Origin of the sequence: Nocardioides zhouii (assembly GCF_004137345.1) — a bacterium.
GTDB classification, from domain to species: domain Bacteria; phylum Actinomycetota; class Actinomycetes; order Propionibacteriales; family Nocardioidaceae; genus Nocardioides; species Nocardioides zhouii.
On the sequence record NZ_SDWV01000003.1, the window covers coordinates 23,117 to 42,077 of the forward strand.

Annotated in this window: 21 protein-coding genes, 1 tRNA gene and 1 riboswitch; of the genes, 9 read left to right on the top strand and 13 right to left on the bottom strand. The window is 71.0% G+C overall.

Annotation, left to right across the window (positions count from 1 at the left end; translation table 11 throughout):
- Positions 1-177 precede the first annotated feature (177 nt).
- A complete protein-coding gene (locus tag EUA94_RS03330; RefSeq protein WP_242494654.1) occupies positions 178-714 on the bottom strand; it encodes an SseB family protein in 537 nt (178 codons plus the stop codon).
- A 47-nt stretch (positions 715-761) separates the two neighbouring features.
- Between EUA94_RS03330 and EUA94_RS22535 the strand changes: the two genes are divergently transcribed.
- The 3 genes from EUA94_RS22535 to EUA94_RS03340 are packed head-to-tail and all read left to right on the top strand — an operon-like array spanning position 762 to position 2,978.
- On the top strand, positions 762-1,223 hold the full coding sequence (locus tag EUA94_RS22535) for a hypothetical protein (protein WP_242494655.1): 462 nt from the start codon (positions 762-764) through the stop codon (positions 1,221-1,223).
- Positions 1,220-2,443, top strand: a complete 1,224-nt coding sequence (locus EUA94_RS03335; protein WP_242494656.1) for an amino acid deaminase/aldolase — start codon at positions 1,220-1,222, stop codon at positions 2,441-2,443. The genes EUA94_RS22535 and EUA94_RS03335 overlap by 4 nt, the downstream gene beginning before the upstream one ends.
- A complete protein-coding gene (locus EUA94_RS03340; RefSeq protein ID WP_129424708.1) occupies positions 2,433-2,978 on the top strand; it encodes a nucleoside/nucleotide kinase family protein in 546 nt (181 codons plus the stop codon). The genes EUA94_RS03335 and EUA94_RS03340 overlap by 11 nt, the downstream gene beginning before the upstream one ends.
- A gap of 9 nt (positions 2,979-2,987) precedes the next feature.
- Here the strand turns inward: EUA94_RS03340 and EUA94_RS03345 are convergent, their stop codons facing one another.
- The gene (locus tag EUA94_RS03345; protein WP_129424710.1) at positions 2,988-3,938 is read right to left on the bottom strand and encodes a GNAT family N-acetyltransferase; all 951 of its coding nucleotides are present in this window, start codon (positions 3,936-3,938) and stop codon (positions 2,988-2,990) included.
- Positions 3,939-4,134: 196 nt separating this feature from the next.
- Here EUA94_RS03345 and EUA94_RS03350 point away from each other — a divergent pair, with 196 nt between their 5' ends.
- Positions 4,135-5,061 carry an aldose 1-epimerase family protein gene (locus tag EUA94_RS03350; protein WP_129424712.1) on the top strand — a complete coding sequence of 309 codons (927 nt, stop codon included), beginning with the start codon at positions 4,135-4,137 and terminating at the stop codon, positions 5,059-5,061.
- On the opposite strand, the gene EUA94_RS03355 is transcribed toward EUA94_RS03350, so the two are convergent.
- The 4 genes from EUA94_RS03355 to EUA94_RS03370 form a co-directional block, all read right to left on the bottom strand.
- A complete protein-coding gene (locus EUA94_RS03355) occupies positions 5,058-5,531 on the bottom strand; it encodes a PH domain-containing protein (protein WP_129424714.1) in 474 nt (157 codons plus the stop codon). The two genes, EUA94_RS03350 and EUA94_RS03355, sit on opposite strands and share 4 nt — an antisense overlap.
- A complete protein-coding gene (gene hisG, locus EUA94_RS03360) occupies positions 5,515-6,360 on the bottom strand; it encodes an ATP phosphoribosyltransferase (RefSeq protein WP_129424716.1) in 846 nt (281 codons plus the stop codon). The genes EUA94_RS03355 and hisG overlap by 17 nt, the downstream gene beginning before the upstream one ends.
- Before the next feature lie 31 nt (positions 6,361-6,391).
- The gene (locus tag EUA94_RS03365; RefSeq protein WP_129424718.1) at positions 6,392-6,655 is read right to left on the bottom strand and encodes a phosphoribosyl-ATP diphosphatase; all 264 of its coding nucleotides are present in this window, start codon (positions 6,653-6,655) and stop codon (positions 6,392-6,394) included.
- 67 nt (positions 6,656-6,722) lie between these two features.
- Positions 6,723-7,268, bottom strand: coding sequence for a hypothetical protein (locus EUA94_RS03370; protein WP_129424720.1), 546 nt, complete (start codon positions 7,266-7,268; stop codon positions 6,723-6,725).
- A gap of 99 nt (positions 7,269-7,367) precedes the next feature.
- On the opposite strand from EUA94_RS03370, the gene EUA94_RS03375 reads away from it, so the two are divergent.
- The gene (locus tag EUA94_RS03375) at positions 7,368-7,631 is read left to right on the top strand and encodes a DUF3072 domain-containing protein (protein WP_129424722.1); all 264 of its coding nucleotides are present in this window, start codon (positions 7,368-7,370) and stop codon (positions 7,629-7,631) included.
- Positions 7,632-7,635: 4 nt separating this feature from the next.
- Here the strand turns inward: EUA94_RS03375 and ribH are convergent, their stop codons facing one another.
- From ribH to EUA94_RS03405, 6 genes are all read right to left on the bottom strand, one after another.
- Positions 7,636-8,115, bottom strand: a complete 480-nt coding sequence (gene ribH / locus EUA94_RS03380) for a 6,7-dimethyl-8-ribityllumazine synthase (RefSeq protein ID WP_129424724.1) — start codon at positions 8,113-8,115, stop codon at positions 7,636-7,638.
- On the bottom strand, positions 8,112-9,365 hold the full coding sequence (locus tag EUA94_RS03385; RefSeq protein WP_129424726.1) for a bifunctional 3,4-dihydroxy-2-butanone-4-phosphate synthase/GTP cyclohydrolase II: 1,254 nt from the start codon (positions 9,363-9,365) through the stop codon (positions 8,112-8,114). The genes ribH and EUA94_RS03385 overlap by 4 nt, the downstream gene beginning before the upstream one ends.
- The gene (locus EUA94_RS03390; protein ID WP_129424728.1) at positions 9,362-10,063 is read right to left on the bottom strand and encodes a nicotinamide mononucleotide transporter family protein; all 702 of its coding nucleotides are present in this window, start codon (positions 10,061-10,063) and stop codon (positions 9,362-9,364) included. The genes EUA94_RS03385 and EUA94_RS03390 overlap by 4 nt, the downstream gene beginning before the upstream one ends.
- Positions 10,060-10,698 carry a riboflavin synthase gene (locus tag EUA94_RS03395; protein ID WP_129424730.1) on the bottom strand — a complete coding sequence of 213 codons (639 nt, stop codon included), beginning with the start codon at positions 10,696-10,698 and terminating at the stop codon, positions 10,060-10,062. The genes EUA94_RS03390 and EUA94_RS03395 overlap by 4 nt, the downstream gene beginning before the upstream one ends.
- The gene (ribD, locus tag EUA94_RS03400; RefSeq protein WP_242494657.1) at positions 10,698-11,750 is read right to left on the bottom strand and encodes a bifunctional diaminohydroxyphosphoribosylaminopyrimidine deaminase/5-amino-6-(5-phosphoribosylamino)uracil reductase RibD; all 1,053 of its coding nucleotides are present in this window, start codon (positions 11,748-11,750) and stop codon (positions 10,698-10,700) included. Before ribD ends, EUA94_RS03395 begins: the two co-directional genes overlap by 1 nt.
- A gap of 85 nt (positions 11,751-11,835) precedes the next feature.
- Positions 11,836-11,965, bottom strand: a riboswitch (FMN riboswitch).
- Between the two features lie 127 nt (positions 11,966-12,092).
- Positions 12,093-13,424, bottom strand: coding sequence for a M20/M25/M40 family metallo-hydrolase (locus EUA94_RS03405; protein ID WP_207210378.1), 1,332 nt, complete (start codon positions 13,422-13,424; stop codon positions 12,093-12,095).
- 80 nt (positions 13,425-13,504) lie between these two features.
- Here EUA94_RS03405 and EUA94_RS03410 point away from each other — a divergent pair.
- Positions 13,505-13,590: transfer RNA gene (locus tag EUA94_RS03410), tRNA-Leu, on the top strand.
- Positions 13,591-13,694: 104 nt separating this feature from the next.
- Here the strand turns inward: EUA94_RS03410 and EUA94_RS03415 are convergent.
- Positions 13,695-15,281 carry an amino acid permease gene (locus EUA94_RS03415; RefSeq protein ID WP_129424734.1) on the bottom strand — a complete coding sequence of 529 codons (1,587 nt, stop codon included), beginning with the start codon at positions 15,279-15,281 and terminating at the stop codon, positions 13,695-13,697.
- A gap of 134 nt (positions 15,282-15,415) precedes the next feature.
- On the opposite strand from EUA94_RS03415, the gene EUA94_RS03420 reads away from it, so the two are divergent.
- The 3 genes from EUA94_RS03420 to EUA94_RS03430 are packed head-to-tail and all read left to right on the top strand — an operon-like array spanning position 15,416 to position 18,923.
- Positions 15,416-16,150 carry a FadR/GntR family transcriptional regulator gene (locus tag EUA94_RS03420; RefSeq protein ID WP_129424736.1) on the top strand — a complete coding sequence of 245 codons (735 nt, stop codon included), beginning with the start codon at positions 15,416-15,418 and terminating at the stop codon, positions 16,148-16,150.
- A 42-nt stretch (positions 16,151-16,192) separates the two neighbouring features.
- Entirely contained in the window at positions 16,193-17,560 is a 1,368-nt protein-coding gene (locus EUA94_RS03425) for a glutamine synthetase family protein (protein WP_277986075.1), read from the top strand.
- A gap of 10 nt (positions 17,561-17,570) precedes the next feature.
- A complete protein-coding gene (locus EUA94_RS03430) occupies positions 17,571-18,923 on the top strand; it encodes an aldehyde dehydrogenase family protein (RefSeq protein WP_129424738.1) in 1,353 nt (450 codons plus the stop codon).
- Positions 18,924-18,961: the final 38 nt, after the last annotated feature.

The following is an 18,961-nucleotide window of genomic DNA, read 5'->3' on the forward strand; positions in this document are numbered from 1 at the left end:
AACTGATGTCCACACCCGCGTTTTCACGCAGCCGTGGCACTGGGACCGGGACCCGACGATCTATGGTGCAGGGCGATCGATGCGGGTGGGAGACGGGTGGTGCTTGCCTCCGCTTGGCGAGATCCGTGACGCAAGTCCTTCTGCGGCACTGATCGGTCAACAAGGAAGGCTAGCGGATCATTCCGCCGAGGGCCCAATCCAGCCGTGCCCTGCAGGTGCGCCGTCTCCCATCGCGACCAGGCGCCACCCCGCGGCCAGCCGAGTCAGGTCCGAGCCGTCGACGACGTACGACGCGGGGCCGGCGAGGTCGACCAGCAGGGCCTCGGCGCCGTCCTGGATCGCCGCCGTGGCCGCGGTGCCCGCGGGGACCGGTACCGGGCGCGCCTGCGGGTCCCATCGGGCCATCGTCTCCAGCGAGCTGAAGGCCAGCAGCCCGGTGCTGCCGTCCGCGGCCTGCAGCAGCACCGCCGCCATGTCGGACGACTTGTCGTGGGCGAGGCCCTTTTCGTCGAGCTCGACCTCGCCGAGCACCGCGACGACGGGCACGAGCAGGCGGGAGTCCTGCAGCACCTCCAGCACGGCGCCCGATGACGCTGTGCCGGCGTGGTGCTCGTCGAGGACGCGGCGCAAGGCCGGGTCGCCCGCGCCGCTGTCGTCGGCGAAGCCCGGGTCCGGGATGGTCCGCACCAGCGGTGCGGCGTCGTCGTGGTCCACGAGCGCCATTGTCCCGGAGGCGTGGACCGTTGTGGGACTCTGGCCCCGTGGAAGGGACTACGTGGGCCGCACTGACCGCCGCACTCACCGTCGCGGGGGCGATCTGGACGTGGATCGCCTTCCGTCGGCGGGGCGCCGCCAACGGCCTGCGGGCGATGGGGTTCACCCTGCTCCCGGCCGCCGCATGGCTCACCGGCACGCTCGAGATGGTCGTCGAGATCGCGGGGTCGGTCACCGACTGGGCGACCGGCCTGGTCTTCAACGTCCTCACCTGGAGCGGCGTCGGGCTCGCAGGGCTCGCTCTCGTCCTCTTCGTCGTGAGCGGCTTCATCCGCGACCGCCAGCTGGCGCGTGCGCAGGCGAACGGCGGTGCGCCGGACTCCGCCAAGGCCACCCCGACGCGGCGTACCGAGCTGCCGCCGGCCTCTGCTCGAGCCACGGGCGGCTCGCCGATCGACGACGAGATGGCCGACATCGAGGCGCTGCTCAAGAGGCGGGGCATCGAGTGAGCGACCACTTCGTCGACCGCAACCGGCTCTGGTCGCGGCTCGACGCAGCCGTCGCGGCGCTTCCCGAACCGCCCCCGACACCGATAGCCGTCGTCGACCTGGACGCGTTCGACGCCAACGCCACCGACCTGGTGCGCCGTGCCGACGGCAAGCCGATCCGGGTCGCGTCCAAGTCGCTGCGCGTCCCGGCGCTGATCCAGCGGGCGTTGGCGCGCGACGGATTCGAGGGCGTGCTGGCGTACACGCTGGCTGAGGCGCTCTGGCTCCACGAGGAGGGCATCAGCGACGACGTGGTCGTGGCGTACCCGTCCGTCGACGTCGCCGCCCTCCGCCGGCTGACCTCCTCCCCCGCTGCCGCTGCCGCGATCACGCTGATGGTGGACGACGCTGCCCACCTCGAGGCCCTCGACGCGGCACGCTCCGCCGCCGCGGGCGACGTCGAGGTCCGGGTCGCGCTCGACCTCGACGCCGGCCTGCGGCTCGGTCGCCAGCACATCGGCCCCAAGCGCTCTCCCCTCTTCGACACCGCCGACGTGGTCGCGCTCGCCCGCGTGGTCCACGAGCGCGCGGGCGTCCGGCTCGTCGGCGTGATGACGTACGAGGGCCAGGTGGCGGGCGTCCAGGACGACGTACCGGACCAGCGCACCAAGTCCCTGCTCGTACGCCGCCTCAAGCAGGCGTCGATGGCGCAGCTCGAGGTGCGCCGCCGCGAGATATCCGAGGCGCTGGCGCAGGTCACCGAGCTCGAGTTCTGGAACGGCGGCGGCTCGGGGTCGGTCGAGGCCACTGCAGCCGACGCCGCGGTGACCGAGGTCGCAGCAGGGTCGGGCCTCCTGGTCCCCGGCATCTTCGACCACTACGCGTCGTTCGAGCCGCACCCGGCGGCGTACTTCGGCCTGCGGGTCTCGCGCAAGCCCACGTCGACGATCGCGACCGTCCACGGAGGCGGCTTCATCGCGAGCGGTGCCACCGGCGAGGACCGCTCACCGATCCCGTGGGCGCCGCCCGGCCTGCACCTCACCGGGCTCGAGGGTGCGGGCGAGGTCCAGACGCCGCTGACCGGCCACCCCGCTGCGCTGCTGAAGATCGGCGACCTCGTGTGGTTCCGCCACGCCAAGTCCGGCGAACTGTTCGAGCACGTCCGCGACGTCCACCTCGTCCGCGGGGAGTCGGTGACCGAGGTCGTCCCGTCCTACCGCGGCTGCGACCTTGTCTTCTGATTCGCTCGAGGTCGTCGAGCGGGTGCTGACGGCTCCCCCGACCCTGGGGCCGGGACGCCTCGTCTGTGTCGACGGACCTGCCGGCTCCGGCAAGACCACATTGGCCCGCGCCGTGGCGCACGCGGTGCCGGGCTCGCAGCTCGTGCAGTGCGACGACCTGCTCCACGGCTGGGGCGGCCTGCCGGGCCTCGCCGCCTCCGTGGCCGCGCTGCTCGCCCCGCTCGCGCTCGGCGAGGTCGGCACCTGGCGGCGCTGGGACTGGCTCGCGGACGACTGGGCCGAGAGCCACCAGGTCACGCCGGGTGGCCTGCTCGTGATCGAGGGGGTCGGGTCGTGGTCGCCAGCGATCGCCCACCTGGTCGGCGTACTCGTGTGGGTCGAGGCCGACCCCGACCTCCGGCTCCGGCGCGGCATCGCGCGCGACGGCGAGGCGATGCGCGCGCACTGGCTGCAGTGGCGGATCGACGAGGACGCCCTCTTCGCAGCCCACGGCACCCGCGACCATGCCGACCTGGTCGTGACGACCGACGGTTGAGCCTGGTGACTACGCGTCGAGGTGGAAGTAGTCCTGGCGGTAGAGCTGCCGGAAACCGGCGCGCTCGTAGATCCCCAGCGCCCCGGTCGGGTTGGCTGTGTCGACGTTGAGGCTCGCGGTCGCGTAGCCCGCGCTGCGGCTGAGGTGCAGCACCCGCGACAGCAGTGCGGTCGCCAGCCCGCGTCCGCGGTGCTGGTGCAGCGTTCCGACGTAGGGCACGTGGACCTCCGGTCCGGCGCCGCCGGAGGGCGGTACGGCGTACTCGTGGGCGAAGACGAACGCGGCGACCGACCCACAGGCATCGCGCGCCACGACGGACAGCGCGTGGCGCGTGTGCGCCGAGGTGACCATGAACAGCGTCCAGAACTCCCGGCTGATGTCAATGAACTCCGGGTAGTCCGCGAAAGCGGCGTTGAGTGCGTTGCGCAGCTCGTCGGACGCCTCGGGGTCGAACTGCTCGACCGTGACACCGGCAGGGAGCGCGAGCCCCGGCGGACCGTCGGGCAGCTCGGCCACCATCAGGAAGCTGTGGCGTCCCGGATCGAAGCACGCCGACCGCATCAGCTCCGCCTGGTCGTCCCGGTCCGCGAGTGCGGCGCCGGCGATCCGGAACGGGCCGCCGGACCCGTCGTCTCCGTGGATCGCCCGCGCGCGGTCGACCGAGCGCCCGAGCATCAGGGTGCCGAGTCCCTCCCCCAGCCGCCGCGGGTCGACGTCGCCGAAGAGCGTGAAGCGCTGGCCCCGGTCGGTGAGCAGCGAGGGCATCACCGCGGTGTAGGCCACCAGGTGGTCGCCGTCGAAGGCACCGTCGAAGACAGCGTCGGCCTTGTCGCGCATGATCTCGACGACCTCGCCCGCTGCGAGGCAGAAGCCGGTCGGGTGGTCGGCCTCGATCCGCAGCATCAGTGCGGCGATCGCCTCGGCGTCCTCGGGCCCCAGGTCGCGGGTGGTCAAGGCCATGGCAAAACGGTAGGGCATGTCTGTCACGTCTCGGCCGTCGCGAGCGTCGTCCTGCGGGATGCATCGCAAGGCGGAGGAGGGAGGCGATGCGCCAGCATCGACGACTGACGACAACGCAGCGAGGCGCCCGCAGGACGGCGCGCAGCAGGCCATGGACGTGACAGCCATGCCCTTGGTGCTGTCTAGGGTGGCCGTCATGGTGTTTCCCAGTGGCGACCAGTTCGAGATCTCGGCCGCGGGCTACGTCGCCGTGGTCACCGAGAGCGGCGCCGCGCTGCGGGTGCTGCGGCACCACGGCCACGACCTCGTGCACGGCTTCGGCGAGACCGAGATGTCGGGAGGCGGCCGCGGCCAGCTGCTGATGCCGTGGCCCAACCGGATCCGCGACGGTCGCTACTCGTTCGGCGGACGCGACCTGCAGCTGGGCCTCACCGACCCGTCGCGCGGCAACGCCTCGCACGGGCTCGCGCGCTGGGCGGCCTGGACGGTTGAGGAGCACACCGACACCTCCGTGTCGCTCGTCTACCGGGTGATGGCCCAGACCGGCTATCCCTGGGCCCTCGACCTGCACGTGCTCTACGACCTGTCCGCCGACGGCCTCGTGGTCACCCAGACCACCACCAACCTCTCGCCGGAGCCGGCGCCCTGCGCCAGCGGAGCGCACCCCTACCTCGCTGTCGGGGACGCCATCGAGGACCTCGAGCTCCACGTGCCCGCCCGGACCCGGGTCGTGGTCGACGACCGGCAGATCCCGACCGGCACAGAGCCGGTGTCCGGGGCGTACGACTTCACCTCACCGCAGCGCATCGGCCACGCGGTGCTCGACGACGGGTTCGGCGACCTCGTCCACGAGGACGGCCGCGCGACGGTGACCCTCACCGACCCCGCCACCGGCCGCGGGGTCGCGCTGTGGGTCGACGAGCACCACCGGTGGCTCCAGCTCTTCACCCAGCCGACCGACGGCCCGCGTCCCGCACTTGCGGTCGAGCCGATGACCGCTCCCGCCGACGCGTTCAACTCCGGCACCGACCTCGCCACCCTCGCGCCCGCGGGTTCGGCGGGAGACGAGGTCTCGGTGTCGTGGGGCATCCACGCACTCCACGCGGCCCATGCCGACGGTTAGGGCTCGCGAGGTCCTGCGCGGTTGATGAGCGCGCGCACCTGACGTACGCCGTCGCGCGCCCGGCGGCCGTCGGAGCCCTGGAACGCCATCGCCGAGACGGTGGTGCCGTCGGCGAGGTCGAGGGTCGCCCACGGCGCGCCGTCGGGCAGGTGGATGGCGAGCACCTGCTCCCAGTCGTACCGGCGGGTGCGGAAGCCGTTGACGACGACCAGCGACTGCATCTCGGCGGTGACCCGGGCGCGGCCGAGCGCCCAGCCGCAGGTCGCCGCTCCTGCACCCATCACCAGCACCGTGAGCCGCTGGAGCAGGTTGAACCGCTCTCGCACGGAGTCGTCGAAGCCGAACCACGCAGCGGCGCACACCACGAGGAGCACCGTCCCGAAGCCGATCACCGCGTAACGCACGCCGATCGGGCGCCACGTGCGGGGCAGCGACGGCAGCGGCTGGCCGGGCTCAGAGCCGGCAGGCATGGATGTCCGTGAGCAGGATGGCGCGCGCGCCGACCGACCAGAGGTCGTCCATCAGCCGCTGCGAGCCTGCGCGCGGCACCATCACCCGTACGGCGACCCAGCCGGGCTTGCCGAGGGGCGAGATCGTCGGGCCCTCGCGGCCCGGCGCGAGCTCGGTCGCCGCGTCGAGGCGGGACTGCTCGATGTCGTAGTCCATCATCACGAAGCTGCGCGCGACCAGCACGCCCTCGACGCGGCGACGGAAGATCTCGAAGTCGTCGGGAACCTTGTCGCTGCGGGTGATGAGCACGGCCTGGGAGTCGAGGATGACCTCGCCGAAGGTCTCGAGGCCCGCCGCGCGCAGCGTCGAGCCGGTCTCCACGACGTCGGCGATCACGTCGGCCACGCCGAGCTGCACGCTCGTCTCGACGGCGCCGTCGAGGCGGGTCACCGTGGCGTCGATGCCATGGCGGAAGAGGTGGTCCTCGACCACACCGACGTACGACGTCGCGATCCGCAGGCCCTGCAGGTCGTCGAGCGAGGTGTAGCGGCCGATGGGCCCGGCGAAGTGGAAGCGCGACCGGCCGAAACCGAGGTTCATCACCTCGACGGCCTTGGCGCCGGAGTCCAGCAGCAGGTCGCGGCCGGTGATGCCGGCGTCGAGCGTGCCCTCGCCGACGTACAGCGCGATGTCGCGGGGACGCAGGTAGAAGAACTCGACGTCGTTCTCGGAGTCGACGAGCGCGAGCTCCTTGGAGTCGCTGCGCTGGCGGTAGCCCGACTCCCGCAGGATCTCGGTCGCGGCCTGGGACAGCGCCCCCTTGTTGGGGACGGCGATGCGGAGGGTCATGCGAGGTTCATCCCGTTCTCCCAGCCGGCGTTCACAGGTGGGCGTAGACGTCGTCGAGGGTCAGGCCGGAGGCGAGCATCAGCACCTGCGCGTGGTAGAGCAGCTGGCTGATCTCCAGCGCCGTCGCGTCCTTGCCCTCGTGCTCGGCGGCCATCCAGGACTCGGCGGCCTCCTCCAGGAGCTTCTTGCCGATGGCATGGACACCGGCGTCGAGCTGCTGCACGGTGCCGGACCCCTCGGGGCGCTCCGCGGCCTTGGTGGAGAGCTCTGCCCACAGGTCCTCGAACGTCTTCACGAGGGTCAAGCCTAGGTCCCCTTGTCATCGGGACCGTCGCCCGGTCCGGATGCCGGGGGCCGGACCCTCAGACAGCCGGGTCGGGTCGGGACGCCGGGCCCGACGCGCCCAGTGCCGGATCGTCGCGGTTGGTCCAGAGGAAGACGAACAACCACGCGACGTACGCGAGCACGGCCAGGACGGCCACGACAACCACAAGCCCGGCGGACCCGGTGACAACCGTCGGTTCGACGAACAGGCCGACGGCCAGCGCGACCGAGGTCAGCACCAGGCATGTCCAACGGATCAGGTCGGCCTGGTGCCGCGTGCGGTCGCCCGCGGCGACGTCCCGGATGCCGCTGCAGGTGCCGAAGACCACGATCACCATCACGACGCTCTCGACGGCGCTCAGAAGTCGCCCCGACTCGGCGACCAGCAGGGGAAGCCCGATCGCGATCCCGCCCGACGCCGCGATCGCGGCAGCCGTGAACCAGCGGCTTCGGGTGAGCAGCTTGACCAGGCCGCCCAGCACGACAGCCCATCCCACCAGATCGGGGACCAGGTCCAACCCGTTGTACCGGAAGTCGACAACGACCAGGACGAGGCCGGCCACGACCATCCCGAGAGGAGTCATGGCGTGAGGCTAGACGAGCCACCGGTCGCTTCCCGGCACCACGTGCGGACCACCCCTCAGGAGGCTTGTCCTGTCGGTGGGGCGCGCTACGGTCGAGACATGACTGAATCGAACACCTATTCGGACGGCGCGACCCAACCCACCGGCGAGGTGCTGGGCGGACCCCAGGCCGACTCGACCCGCAAGGACCCCCAGGAGTGGGCCACCGGCGACGAGCCGATGACGGGGGCGCAGCGGAGCTACCTCGACACCTTGGCCCGCGAGGCCGGCGAGGAGATCTCGGCCGACCTCACAAAGGCCGAGGCCTCGGAGCACATCGACCGGTTGCAGTCCCGCAGCGACCGCGTGCCCACCGACTCCTGAGGCCTCAGACGTCCCGTAGTCCCGTGAGCACGCGGGCGGTGTCGAGCGCGGCGGCGGTCGCCTCCCAGCCCTTGTCCTCCACCGACCCCTCGAGCCCGGCGCGCTCGAGGGCCTGCTGCTCGGTGTCGCACGTGAGCACGCCGAAGCCGACCGGCATGGCGTGGGTGACGCTGACCTGGGTGAGGCCGTCGGTGGCGGCGGAGCAGACATAGTCGAAGTGCGGCGTGCCGCCGCGGATGACGACACCGAGCGCCACCACGGCGTCGTACCCGGCCTGCGCGAGCGCGGCAGCGACCACCGGGAGCTCGAAGGTGCCAGGGACGCGGATCACCTCGGGCTCGCTGATGCCGTACGCCGCCAGGGCGCGCTCGGCGCCGGCGACGAGGCCGTCCATCACTTGTGTGTGCCAGCTCGCCGCGACGACGGCGACCTTGAGGCCGCTCGCGTCGTACGGCTGCGAGGTGGGTGCTCCGGCGCCGCTCATCGGTCGACTCCTTCGTGGTCCGCGACCAGGTCGGGCAGGTCGTGGCCCATCCGGTCGCGCTTGGTCAGCAGGTAGGTGAGGTTGTGGTCGTTGGGGTGCGGCGTCAGCGGCACCTGCTCGGCGACGTGGATGCCGAAGTCGGCCAGGCTCGTGGACTTGTCGGGATTGTTGGTCATCAGCCGCACCGACGAGACGCCGAGGTCGCGCAGCACCTGGGTGGCGGTGCCGTAGTGGCGCGCGTCGGCGGGGAGGCCGAGGTCGAGGTTGGCGTCGACTGTGTCGCGCCCGCCGTCCTGCAGCTCGTAGGCCTGCAGCTTGGCGAGTAGGCCGATGCCGCGACCCTCGTGGCCGCGGAGGTAGACCACCACTCCCCTGCCCTCGGCCACGACGCGGGCCAGCGCCTCGTCGAGCTGCGGGCCGCAGTCGCAGCGCTCGCTGCCGAAGACGTCGCCGGTGAGGCACTCGCTGTGCACCCGCGTGAGCACCGGCTCGTCGCCCGAGATGTCGCCGTGCACCAGCGCGACGTGCTCGCTGCCGTCGATGGTGATCCGGTAGCCGTACGCGGTGAACTCGCCGTGCCGGGTGGGCAGCCGGGTCTCCGCCACGCGTACGACGTGACGGCCGTGCCGGCGGCGGTAGCGCACCAGGTCCTCGATCGAGATCATCGCCAGGCCGTGCTCGTCGGCGAACTCGCGCAGCTCTGGGCCGCGCTTCATCGTGCCGTCGTCGTTGACGACCTCCACGAGCACGCCGGCCGGCGTCAGGCCGGCGAGCCGGGCCAGGTCGACGGCCGCCTCGGTGTGGCCGCGGCGGACCAGCACGCCGCCCTCGCGGTAGCGCAGCGGGAACACGTGACCGGGTCGGGTCAGCTCCCACGGCTCGGTCGCCGAGTCGGCCAGCGTGCGGGCCGTGTGGGCGCGGTCGGCGGCGCTGATGCCGGTGCTGACGCCGTCGCGGGCGTCCACCGAGATCGTGTACGCGGTGCGCAGCTTGTCCTTGTTGTGCGGGGTCATCAGCGGGATCTCGAGCCGCTCGAGCATGTCGCCCGGCATCGGCACGCAGATCACGCCGCTGGAGTGGCGGATCGTGAAGGCCATCAGCTCCGGCGTCGCCTTGGCGGCGGCGAAGATGATGTCGCCCTCGTTCTCGCGGTCCTCGTCGTCGACGACCACCACCGCCTTGCCGGCGGCGATGTCCTCGATGGCCCGCTCGACGGAGTCCAGGCGCACGCTGCTGGTGGGGTCGCTCATACCGAGACCACCTGCTGGTCCTGGTCGGTGTCGTCGTGGACGTCCGTCACGGTGAGGGTCGCTCGCCACCACACGAAGAAGCCGATCACCACGAAGACGGCGTAGAAGAGGTACATCCCGGCGGTCGGGTAGTAGCCCGCCTGGATGAGCGTGGTCACGCCGACGATGTCGACAAGCATCCAGACCAGCCAGAACTCGACCCACCCGCGCGCCATGCCGTACGTCGCGAGCATCGAGCCGGCGAGGATCCAGGCCTCGGTCGTCGGGCCCCACGAGCCGAGCACCTGGGTGAGGAGGACGTACGCCGCCGCGTAGCCGACGACGCCGAGCACGACGAGCTGGCCGCGCTCGGACCACGTCGCCCAGCGCGGAGCGATGGCGCCACCGTCGGAGGCTCCGCCCGAGCGGCGCAGCTGCGACCACCGCCACCAGCCGTACACCGACACGGCGGCGAAGAACACCTGGCGTCCGGCCTGGCCCCACAGCGGCTCCTCGATGGAGCCGGAGAACTCGCCGGTGGCGAAGACGGTGAAGAGCAGCACGTTGCCGACGAGGCCGACCGGCCATGCCCAGAGCAGGCGCTTCATGCCGAGGATCGCGCTGGCGAGTCCGAAGAGGTTGCCGATCACCTCGCGGGCGCCGAGCGCACCGCCGGGCACCGGGATGGTGCCGTGGATCAGCCATTCGAGCAGGTTCATCGGGGGTTCTCCTGGGGGTCAGGTGCGGGGGTGAAGCGGTCGACGAGGCCACTGGTGAGCAGCTTCTCGACGTGCTTGGCGATGACGTCGGCCTCGAGGTTGACCAGGTCGCCGGGCCGGCGGCTGCCGAGCGTCGTCCGGGCCAAGGTCTCGGGGATGAGGCTGACGGTGAAGCTGGTCTCGCCGGCCTCGACGACCGTGAGGCTCACGCCGTCGACGGTGATCGAGCCCTTGTCGACGAGGTAGCGCGACAGGTGGGCGGGCAGGGAGATCTCGACGACGTCCCAGTGCTCGCTGGGCGAGCGGGAGATGACCTCGCCGACGCCGTCGACGTGGCCCTGCACGATGTGGCCGCCCAGTCGCTTGTCGACGGTGACCGCGCGCTCGAGGTTGACCCGGTCCCCGGGCACGACGCCGCGCAGCGAGGTCTTGTCGAGCGTCTCCTGCATGAGGTCGGCGGTCCACCGGCCGTCCCCGAGCTCGGAGACCGTGAGGCAGCAGCCGTTGACCGAGATCGAGTCGCCGAGCACCGTGCCCCCGAGGACGGTGATGGCCGCGACGGTGAGCCGGATGGCGTCGCCCTGGTCGGTGACCTCGGCGATCGAGCCGAGCTCCTCGACGATTCCGGTGAACATCAGCTGCTCCTGTGGTCGTGGGTCGGGGTCATGGTCAGTCGCACGTTGGTGTCCTCGCCGTCGTGGCCCTGGAGGACCGTCACGTCGGACACGTGCAGGTGGAGGGCGTCGGCGATGGTGCCGATCCCGAGGTCGGCGACGGCGCTCGTGCCGGCGCCGAGCAGCATCGGGGCGACGTACGCGACGACCTCGTCGACGAGGCCGGCACCCAGGAAGGCACGCGCGAGCGTGGGCCCGCCCTCGAGGAAGACGTGCTGGCGGTCGCGGGCGCGGAGACTCGCGAGCGCCTCCTGCGGGTCGCGGGTGCGCAGGTGCACGGTCTCGGCGCGATCGTTGAAGATCCGGCGGTCGGTCGGGAGGTCGCGCAGGCCCATCACGGCGCGCAGCGGCTGCGTGGCAACCGGCTCGTCGACCTCGTCGCGGACCGTGAGCTCGGGGTCGTCGACCTCGACGGTGGCGGTGCCGACCAGCATCGTGTCGCAGAGTCCGCGCAGGCGGTGGGTGTCGAGGCGCGCGGCGCGGCTGGACACCCAGCGGCTCGTGCCGTCGGACGCGGCGCTGCGACCGTCGAGCGTCGTGGCGAACTTCCACGTCACGAAGGGCCGCTGGTGCTCGACCGCGAAGCTCCAGACCCGGTTGACCGCGCGCGACTCGTCGGCCATGACGCCGCCCTCGACCTCGATGCCGGCCTCGCGCAGCCGGTCGGCGCCGCCCCGGGCGACCGGGTTGGCGTCGGACTGCGCGAACACGACACGACGTACGCCGGCAGCGACCAGCGCCTCGGTGCAGGGTCCGGTGCGACCGGTGTGGTTGCACGGCTCGAGGGTGACGACGGCCGTCGCGCCGCGTACGGCCTCGCCGGCAGCGGCGAGGGCGTCGACCTCGGCGTGGGCCGAGCCCGCGCCGCGATGGAAGCCCTCGGCGATCGTCGTACCGTCCCTGGCGAGCAGCACGCACCCCACGCGCGGGTTGGGACCGAGCGGGACGCCGGGCGTGACGGCGAGCGCCAGGGCGCGCCGCATGGCGCTGCGCTCTGCCTCGCTGCTCGTCATCTCCGCCTCCGGTCCGGGTGGTACGGACTCTCAGGGGGCAGGAGACGGAGCACGCTCCCGCAGATCGGGGATGCGTACGAGCCGTCAGCGTGCACTTCTCATCCGGACTGTGACCGTCGGTCCAGGATTTCCACCTGGTCAACCGGCCACTGGGTGTGGTCGGGTCGCGGACTGTGACCGCCGGTGCGGATTTCCACCGCCCCCAGAGCACGCAAGCTCTTGTGGACGGAACTCTGCCACAGCGCGGCGCATTCCCTCGCCGGTGTCCGGCCGTGACGTGCGCAACACCTTCCGTGGTCCCGGTCGGCGCTCGCGATCACCCGGGTCGGTTCAGGACATCCCTCAGATGTCGTCGAGGAAGCGGTCGAAGACGCGCGCGCCGAACTCGAGCGCGTCGACCGGCACCCGCTCGTCGACGCCGTGGAAGAGCGCGGTGAAGTCGAGGTCGGCCGGCAGCCGCAGGGGCGCGAAGCCGTACGACCGCATGTCGAGCTTGCGGAAGTGCTTGGCGTCCGTGCCGCCGCTCATCAGGAACGGCGCGACGAGGGCCTCGGGGTCCTCGGCCATCAGGCTGCGGGTCATCGCGGCGACCAGGTCGCCGTCGTACGGCGTCTCCCACGGGTCCTGCTTGGACTCGAAGTCGAACTCGATGCCGTCGCCGGCGAGCTCGTGGAGGGTCGCGAAGAACTCGTCCTCGTAGCCGGGCAGGAAGCGGCCGTCGATCGTGGCGTGGGCGTCGGTCGGGATGACGTTGGTCTTGTAGCCGGCCTTGAGCATCGTCGGGTTGGCGGTGTTGCGGATGACCGCGCCGATCATCTTGGCGGCGTCGCCGAACTCCTCGACGAGCGCCTCGGCGTTGTCGGGCGTCGCCTCGGTGCCGGCCAGCTCGCCGATGGTCGCGAGCAGCACCTCCATGGTCGGGGTGAGTCGGACCGGCCACTGGTGGGCACCGATCCGGCCGACGGCGCCCGCGAGCCGGGTCACCGCGTTGTCGGCGTTGATCATCGAGCCGTGCCCGGCGCGACCGCGAGCGGTGAGGCGCATCCAGGCCATGCCCTTCTCGGCGGCCTCGATCAGGTAGACCCGACGGCCGCGGACGGTCGCGGAGAAGCCGCCGACCTCGCCGACGGCCTCGGTGCAGTCGGCGAGGAGGTCGGCGTGCTGCTCGACGAGCAGCTTCGCGCCGTGGCCGCCGCCCGCCTCCTCGTCGGCGGTGAAGCAGAGCACGACCTCGCGGTCCGGTGCCGCTCCGGCGGCGGCCCGCGCCCGTACGACGCTGAGGAGCATCGCGTCGAAGTCCTTCATGTCGACCGCGCCACGACCCCAGACCTGGCCGTCCTCGACCTCGCCGCTGAACGGGTCGACCCGCCAGTCCGACGCCTCGGCAGGTACGACGTCGAGGTGGCCGTGGAGCAGCAGCGGGGCACGGCCGTCGCCACCGCCCCAGCGCGCGACCACGTTGGCCCGACCGGGCTGCCCCTCGATCACCTGGCTGTCGATCCCGACCTCGTCGAGGAGCCCGGCGACGTACTCCGCGGCCTTGCGCTCCCCCGGACCGTCGTCGGTCCCGTAGTTGGACGTGTCGATGCGGATGAGCTCCTGGCAGAGCTGCACGACCTCCTTCGCGGGGTCGTAGGAGAGGTCCCGGGAAGGCTGTGCGGAAGCGGCATCCATGCCGTCCATCCTGCCCCAGAGCGGGGCACCTCCCCGATTGAATGTCGAGCCGATCGCTTTGCTACTGTTCTCCAGCACTCGTCCGGGTGGCGGAATTGGCAGACGCGCTAGCTTGAGGTGCTAGTGCCCGTATTAGGGCGTGGGGGTTCAAGTCCCCCCTCGGACACTGAGAAGGCTCCGGCTCCACGGAGCCTTTTCTTCATTTCAGCTCGACAGACAGAGAACCCCAGGCCATCGGCCTGGGGTTCTCCGCTTGGGGCCTCGGCGCCGTCAGTCCTTGAACGCGTCGACGACGGCCTGGTCGATCGTCCGTACGGGTCCGGTGAACCACTTCTTCGCCGAGACGGTCCACCAGATGAAGAGCACGAGTAGCACGGCGAGCACCATGATCGGTGCGTAGTTGACCGCCGCCCAGTCGAACTCGTCGCGCCACGGCGCCCCGAACGGCGACGTGGGCATCATCAGCATGAAGCTGACGACGACGATCTCGATGACGGCGACGAGGTTCATCCACTTGTACTTGCTGCCGTTGTTCCAGCTGCCGACCTCGAACGAGTCGCCGGCCCGCCAGCGCAGGAAGATCGGGATGGCGAAGGAGACGTAGAGGCCGATGACCGACACCGAGGTGACGGCGTAGAACGCGGTCGGGATGCCGTTGACCGACTTCAGTGCCGGGAGCGTGATGATCGCGCCGAGCACAGCCGCGAAGATGACGGCGTTGGCCGGCGTGCGCTGGGCGTTGACCTTGGACCAGTAGCGCGAGCCGGGGACCGCCCGGTCACGGCTGAAGGCGAACATCATCCGCGACGTCGACGTCAGGCAGGCCGTGGCGCAGAACAGCTGCGCGGCCGACGAGATGAAGAGCAGCAGGCCGCCCCAGGTGGAGCCGAGGGCGGTGTCGAAGACGTACGCGACACCACCGGCGGGGATGCTCGCGTAGTCGGGGACGCCGTCGACCTGCGGGATCGCGAAGGTGACCGCGAGCAGCAGGATGTAGCCGCCGACGGCGGAGTAGAAGATCGACTGCCAGATGGCCTTGGCGGCGGTCTTGGCCGCGCCCTGCGTCTCCTCGGACAGGTGCACCGAGGCGTCGAACCCGGTGATCGTGTACTGCGTGAGGATGAAGCCGAACGGAATGATGGCGAAGAAGTAGACGAGGCCGCTCGTCGACCCGTCCGCCCACCCGGAGCCGTTGAACTTGTCGGTGAAGACCTGGGACACGCTGAGGTGCTGGTCGGGGACGATGATCAGGACGAGGACGAGGAACGCGGCGCCCGCGACGTGCCACCACACCGAGACGTTGTTGATCACCGCGAGCAGGTGGCTCGAGAAGATGTTGACCACGGTGATGAACGCGAGGATCACCAGGAAGAACACGAACACCACGTTGAGCGAGAACTCGTCCTGCCAGCCCCAGGCCAGGAAGGTCAGGTGGAAGAATGTGGCGCACCCGTACGCGACCGAGGCGGTCACGGCGACGAGACCGATCAGGTTGAGCCAGCCGGTGAAGAACCCGGCTGCGGGTCCGCCGAGCTTGGACGCCCAGTAGTAGATGCCACCCGACGTCGGCATCGCCGAGACGAGCTCGGACATCGTGAAGCCGATGATGAGGATGAAGACCGAGATGATCGGCCACGACCACGAGATCGAGACCGGCCCGCCGTTCGCGATGCCGGCTCCATAGGTGGTCAGGCAGCCGGCGAGGATCGAGATGATCGAGAACGAGATCGCGAAGTTGGAGAAGCCGGACCAGGATCGGGCGAGCTCCTGGCTGTAGCCGAGCTTGGCCAGGTGCTTCTCGTCGTCGGTCAGCTCCCGTTCTCCGTCGGACCTTGCAGCGGACTCTGCAGCGGACATGGGCGCACCTCTCGCGGGGTCAGTGGGTGATCGGCACGCTAGACCCGGCCGAACCGCTTGTGAATAGTCCCGTGTAAAATTGGTATGAACTCCGACCATTGACGTTCGGCTGGAACCTGCACAGACTGGCCCGCATGACCGCCCAGCCGGACGAGCACCTCACTGCCGCGGTGCTCCGGCCAGTGCGCGGACACCATGCGTTCGAGGCGTGTGTCGAACAGCTCGCGACCGCGATCCGGCTCGGGGTCTACCCCGTCGGGAGCCTGCTACCGCCCGAGCGTGAGCTCGCCGAGCGGCTCGCGGTCAGCCGCGCCACGCTGCGCGAGGCCATCGCGGCGCTGCGGCAGGCGGGGCTCGTCGAGACGAAGCGCGGCCGGGGCGGCGGGTCGATGGTGACCTCCCAGGCGCGCGGCCGGTTCACCGGCGGGCTGGCGAAGGTCTCGGCCGCCACGAAGTCCGAGTGGCTCGACGCGCTGGAGTTCCGGCGGGTGGTCGAGCCGGGCGCCGCGCACCTCGCCGCGAGCCGGCCCCTGACCGATCCCGACCGCGACCGACTGGTCCAGACCGAAGAGGCGGTCCACGGAGCCTCCGGCAAGCGCGCACACCGCCAGGCCGACACCCGGCTGCACCTGACGATCGCCTCGCTGAGCGGCTCTGCCCGGCTGCAGGAGGCCGTCACATCGGTGCAGTCCACCCTCGACTCGATGCTCGGCGCGATCCCCGCGCTGGAGCCCAACATCGGCCACTCGCACCGCCAGCACCGCCAGATCTGCAAGGCCATCACCGACGGGCGCCCCGACCGGGCCCGCCAGGTGATGGAGGACCACTGCGACGACACCGCCGCGCTCCTGCGCGGCCTGCTCGTCTGACCCCTCCGTACATCGCCGCCCCGCCCACCGCTTGGAGACCTCGTGACCACACGCAACGACCGGCACCTCACCATGGAAGCGCTCAGCCAGCGCATCGAGTCCGGCGACGTCGACACGGTCGTGCTGGCCTTCACCGACATGCAGGGCCGGCTCCAGGGCAAGCGGCTGCACGGGCGCTACTTCCTCGACCACGTGGTCGGGCACGGCACCGAGGGCTGCAACTACCTCCTGGCCGTCGACGTTGACATGAACACCGTCGACGGCTACGCGATGACGTCGTGGGAGCAGGGCTACGGCGACATGGAGTTCGCCATGGACGAGCAGACCATCCGGCTGCTGCCGTGGCTGCCCGCGACCGCGATGGTCCAGTGCGACCTCGAGTGGGCCGACCACCGGCCGGTGGCGGCCAGCCCGCGCGCGATCCTCAAGACCCAGCTCGACCGGCTCGCCGAGCGCGGCCTGGTCGCACTGGCCGGCACCGAGCTCGAGCTCGTCATCTACGACGACACCTACGAGGAGGCCTGGCGCAAGCGCTACCAGGACCTCACGCCGGCCAACCAGTACAACGTCGACTACTCGATCCTCGGCACCACGCGCGTCGAACCGCTGCTGCGCGACATCCGCAACCACATGTACGCCGCCGGGCTCGACGTCGAGGGCGCCAAGGGCGAGTGCAACTTCGGCCAGCACGAGGTCGGCTTCCTCTTCAACGACGCCCTCACCACCGCCGACAACCACGCGGTCTACAAGAACGCCGCCAAGGAGATCGCCGCCCAGCACGGCAAGTCCGTCACCTTCATGGCCAAGCCCAACCAGCGCGAGGGCAACTCGTGCCACATCCACATGTCGTTCCGCGGCGACGACGGCGAGCTCGTCTTCTGGGACAAGGAGAAGGACGCGCGTACGCCGATGTACGACCGGTTCATCGCCGGCGTCCTTGCGACCGCGGCCGACTTCACTCTCTTCTTCGCTCCCAACATCAACTCCTACAAGCGGTTCGCCGACGGCTCCTTCGCCCCGACGACGCTGGGCTGGGGCCTCGACAACCGCACCTGCGCGATGCGGCTGGTGGGCCGCGGGGCCGGCGCCCGGACGGAGAACCGGATCCCCGGCGCCGACGCCAACCCCTACCTCGCCCTCGCGGCGATGATCGCGGGCGGACTGCACGGGATCGACGAGGAGCTCGAGCTCGAGCCGGAGCTCACTGGCAACGCGTACGCCTCCGACAAGCCGCGAGTGCCGAGCACGATGGGCGCGGCTCGCGAGAGGTTCCACACATCCGCGGTGGTCCGCGCCGCCCTGGGCGACGAGGTCGTCGAGCACTACGCCAACATGGCCGACATCGAGCTGGCGGCGTACAACGCCACCGTCACCGACTGGGAGCTCGTACGCGGCTTCGAGAGGCTGTGAGACACCACCCATGAGCACATTGATCAACCCGACCACCGGCGTCGAGCTCGACCATTCCCCCGCCTCCGCCACCCTCGTCGAGGCCGACGCTGCCATCGCGCGGGCGCACGACGCCTTCCCTGCCTGGCGCGACGTCGCACCCGGCGAGCGGGCCCGGCTGCTGCGCGCGTTCGCCGCGATCGTCGACGCCCACCTCGAGGAGCTGGCCCAGCTCGAGGTCCTCAACGCCGGCCACACGATCGGCAACGCGCGGTGGGAGGCGGGCAACGTCCGCGACTGCCTCAACTACTACTCGGCGGCGCCCGAGCGACTCTTCGGCCGCCAGATCCCGGTCGCCGGCGGCACGGACGTGACCTTCCACGAGCCGCTCGGCGTCGTCGGCATCATCGTGCCCTGGAACTTCCCGATGCCGATCGCCGCGTGGGGGTTCGCACCCGCGCTGGCGGCCGGCAACACGGTCGTCCTCAAGCCCGCGGAGCTCACCCCGCTCACAGCGATCCGGATCGGGGAGCTCGCCGTCGAGGCAGGCCTGCCCGAGGGTGTGCTGACCATCGTGCCCGGCAAGGGCTCGGTCGTCGGGGAGCGCTTCGTGACCCACCCGCTGGTGCGCAAGGTCTGCTTCACCGGCTCCACGGGCGTCGGCAAGAAGATCATGGCCGGCTGTGCCGACCAGGTGAAGCGCGTGACACTCGAGCTCGGCGGCAAGAGCGCCAACATCGTCTTCGCCGACACCGACGTCGCTGCGGCCGCCGCGAGTGCGCCGTCCGCCGTCTTCGACAACGCTGGGCAGGACTGCTGCGCCCGCTCGCGGATCCTCGTGCAGCGCTCGGCGTACGACGAGTTCGTGGGGCGGCTCGAGACGGCGGTCAGGGCGTTCAGGGTCATCGACCCCGCCGACGAGCAGAGCGAGATGGGACCGATGGTCTCGGCCGGGCAGCGCGACGCCGTGCAGGCCTACCTCGACACCGCCACGGTCGCCTTCACCGGCAGCGCACCCGACGGGCCGGGCTGGTGGCTGCCGCCGACCGTCGTCGAGACCACCGACACCCGCGACGCGATCTGGCAGGAGGAGGTCTTCGGCCCGGTCGTCGCGGTGATGGCCTTCGACGACGAGGACGAGGCGATCACCCTCGCCAACGACTCCGACTACGGCCTGTCCGGCTCGATCTTCACCTCCGACGTGGGACGCGCACTCCGGGTCGCCCGTCGCGTCGAGGCCGGCAACCTCTCGGTCAACAGCCACTCCTCGGTGCGCTACTGGACGCCGTTCGGCGGCTACAAGCAGTCCGGCCTCGGCCGCGAGCTCGGACCGGACGCGCCGAACGCGTTCACCGAGGAGAAGAACGTCTTCATCGCCCACTGACCCGACGAGCAGATCTCGACACGCCGCTCCTCGCGGCT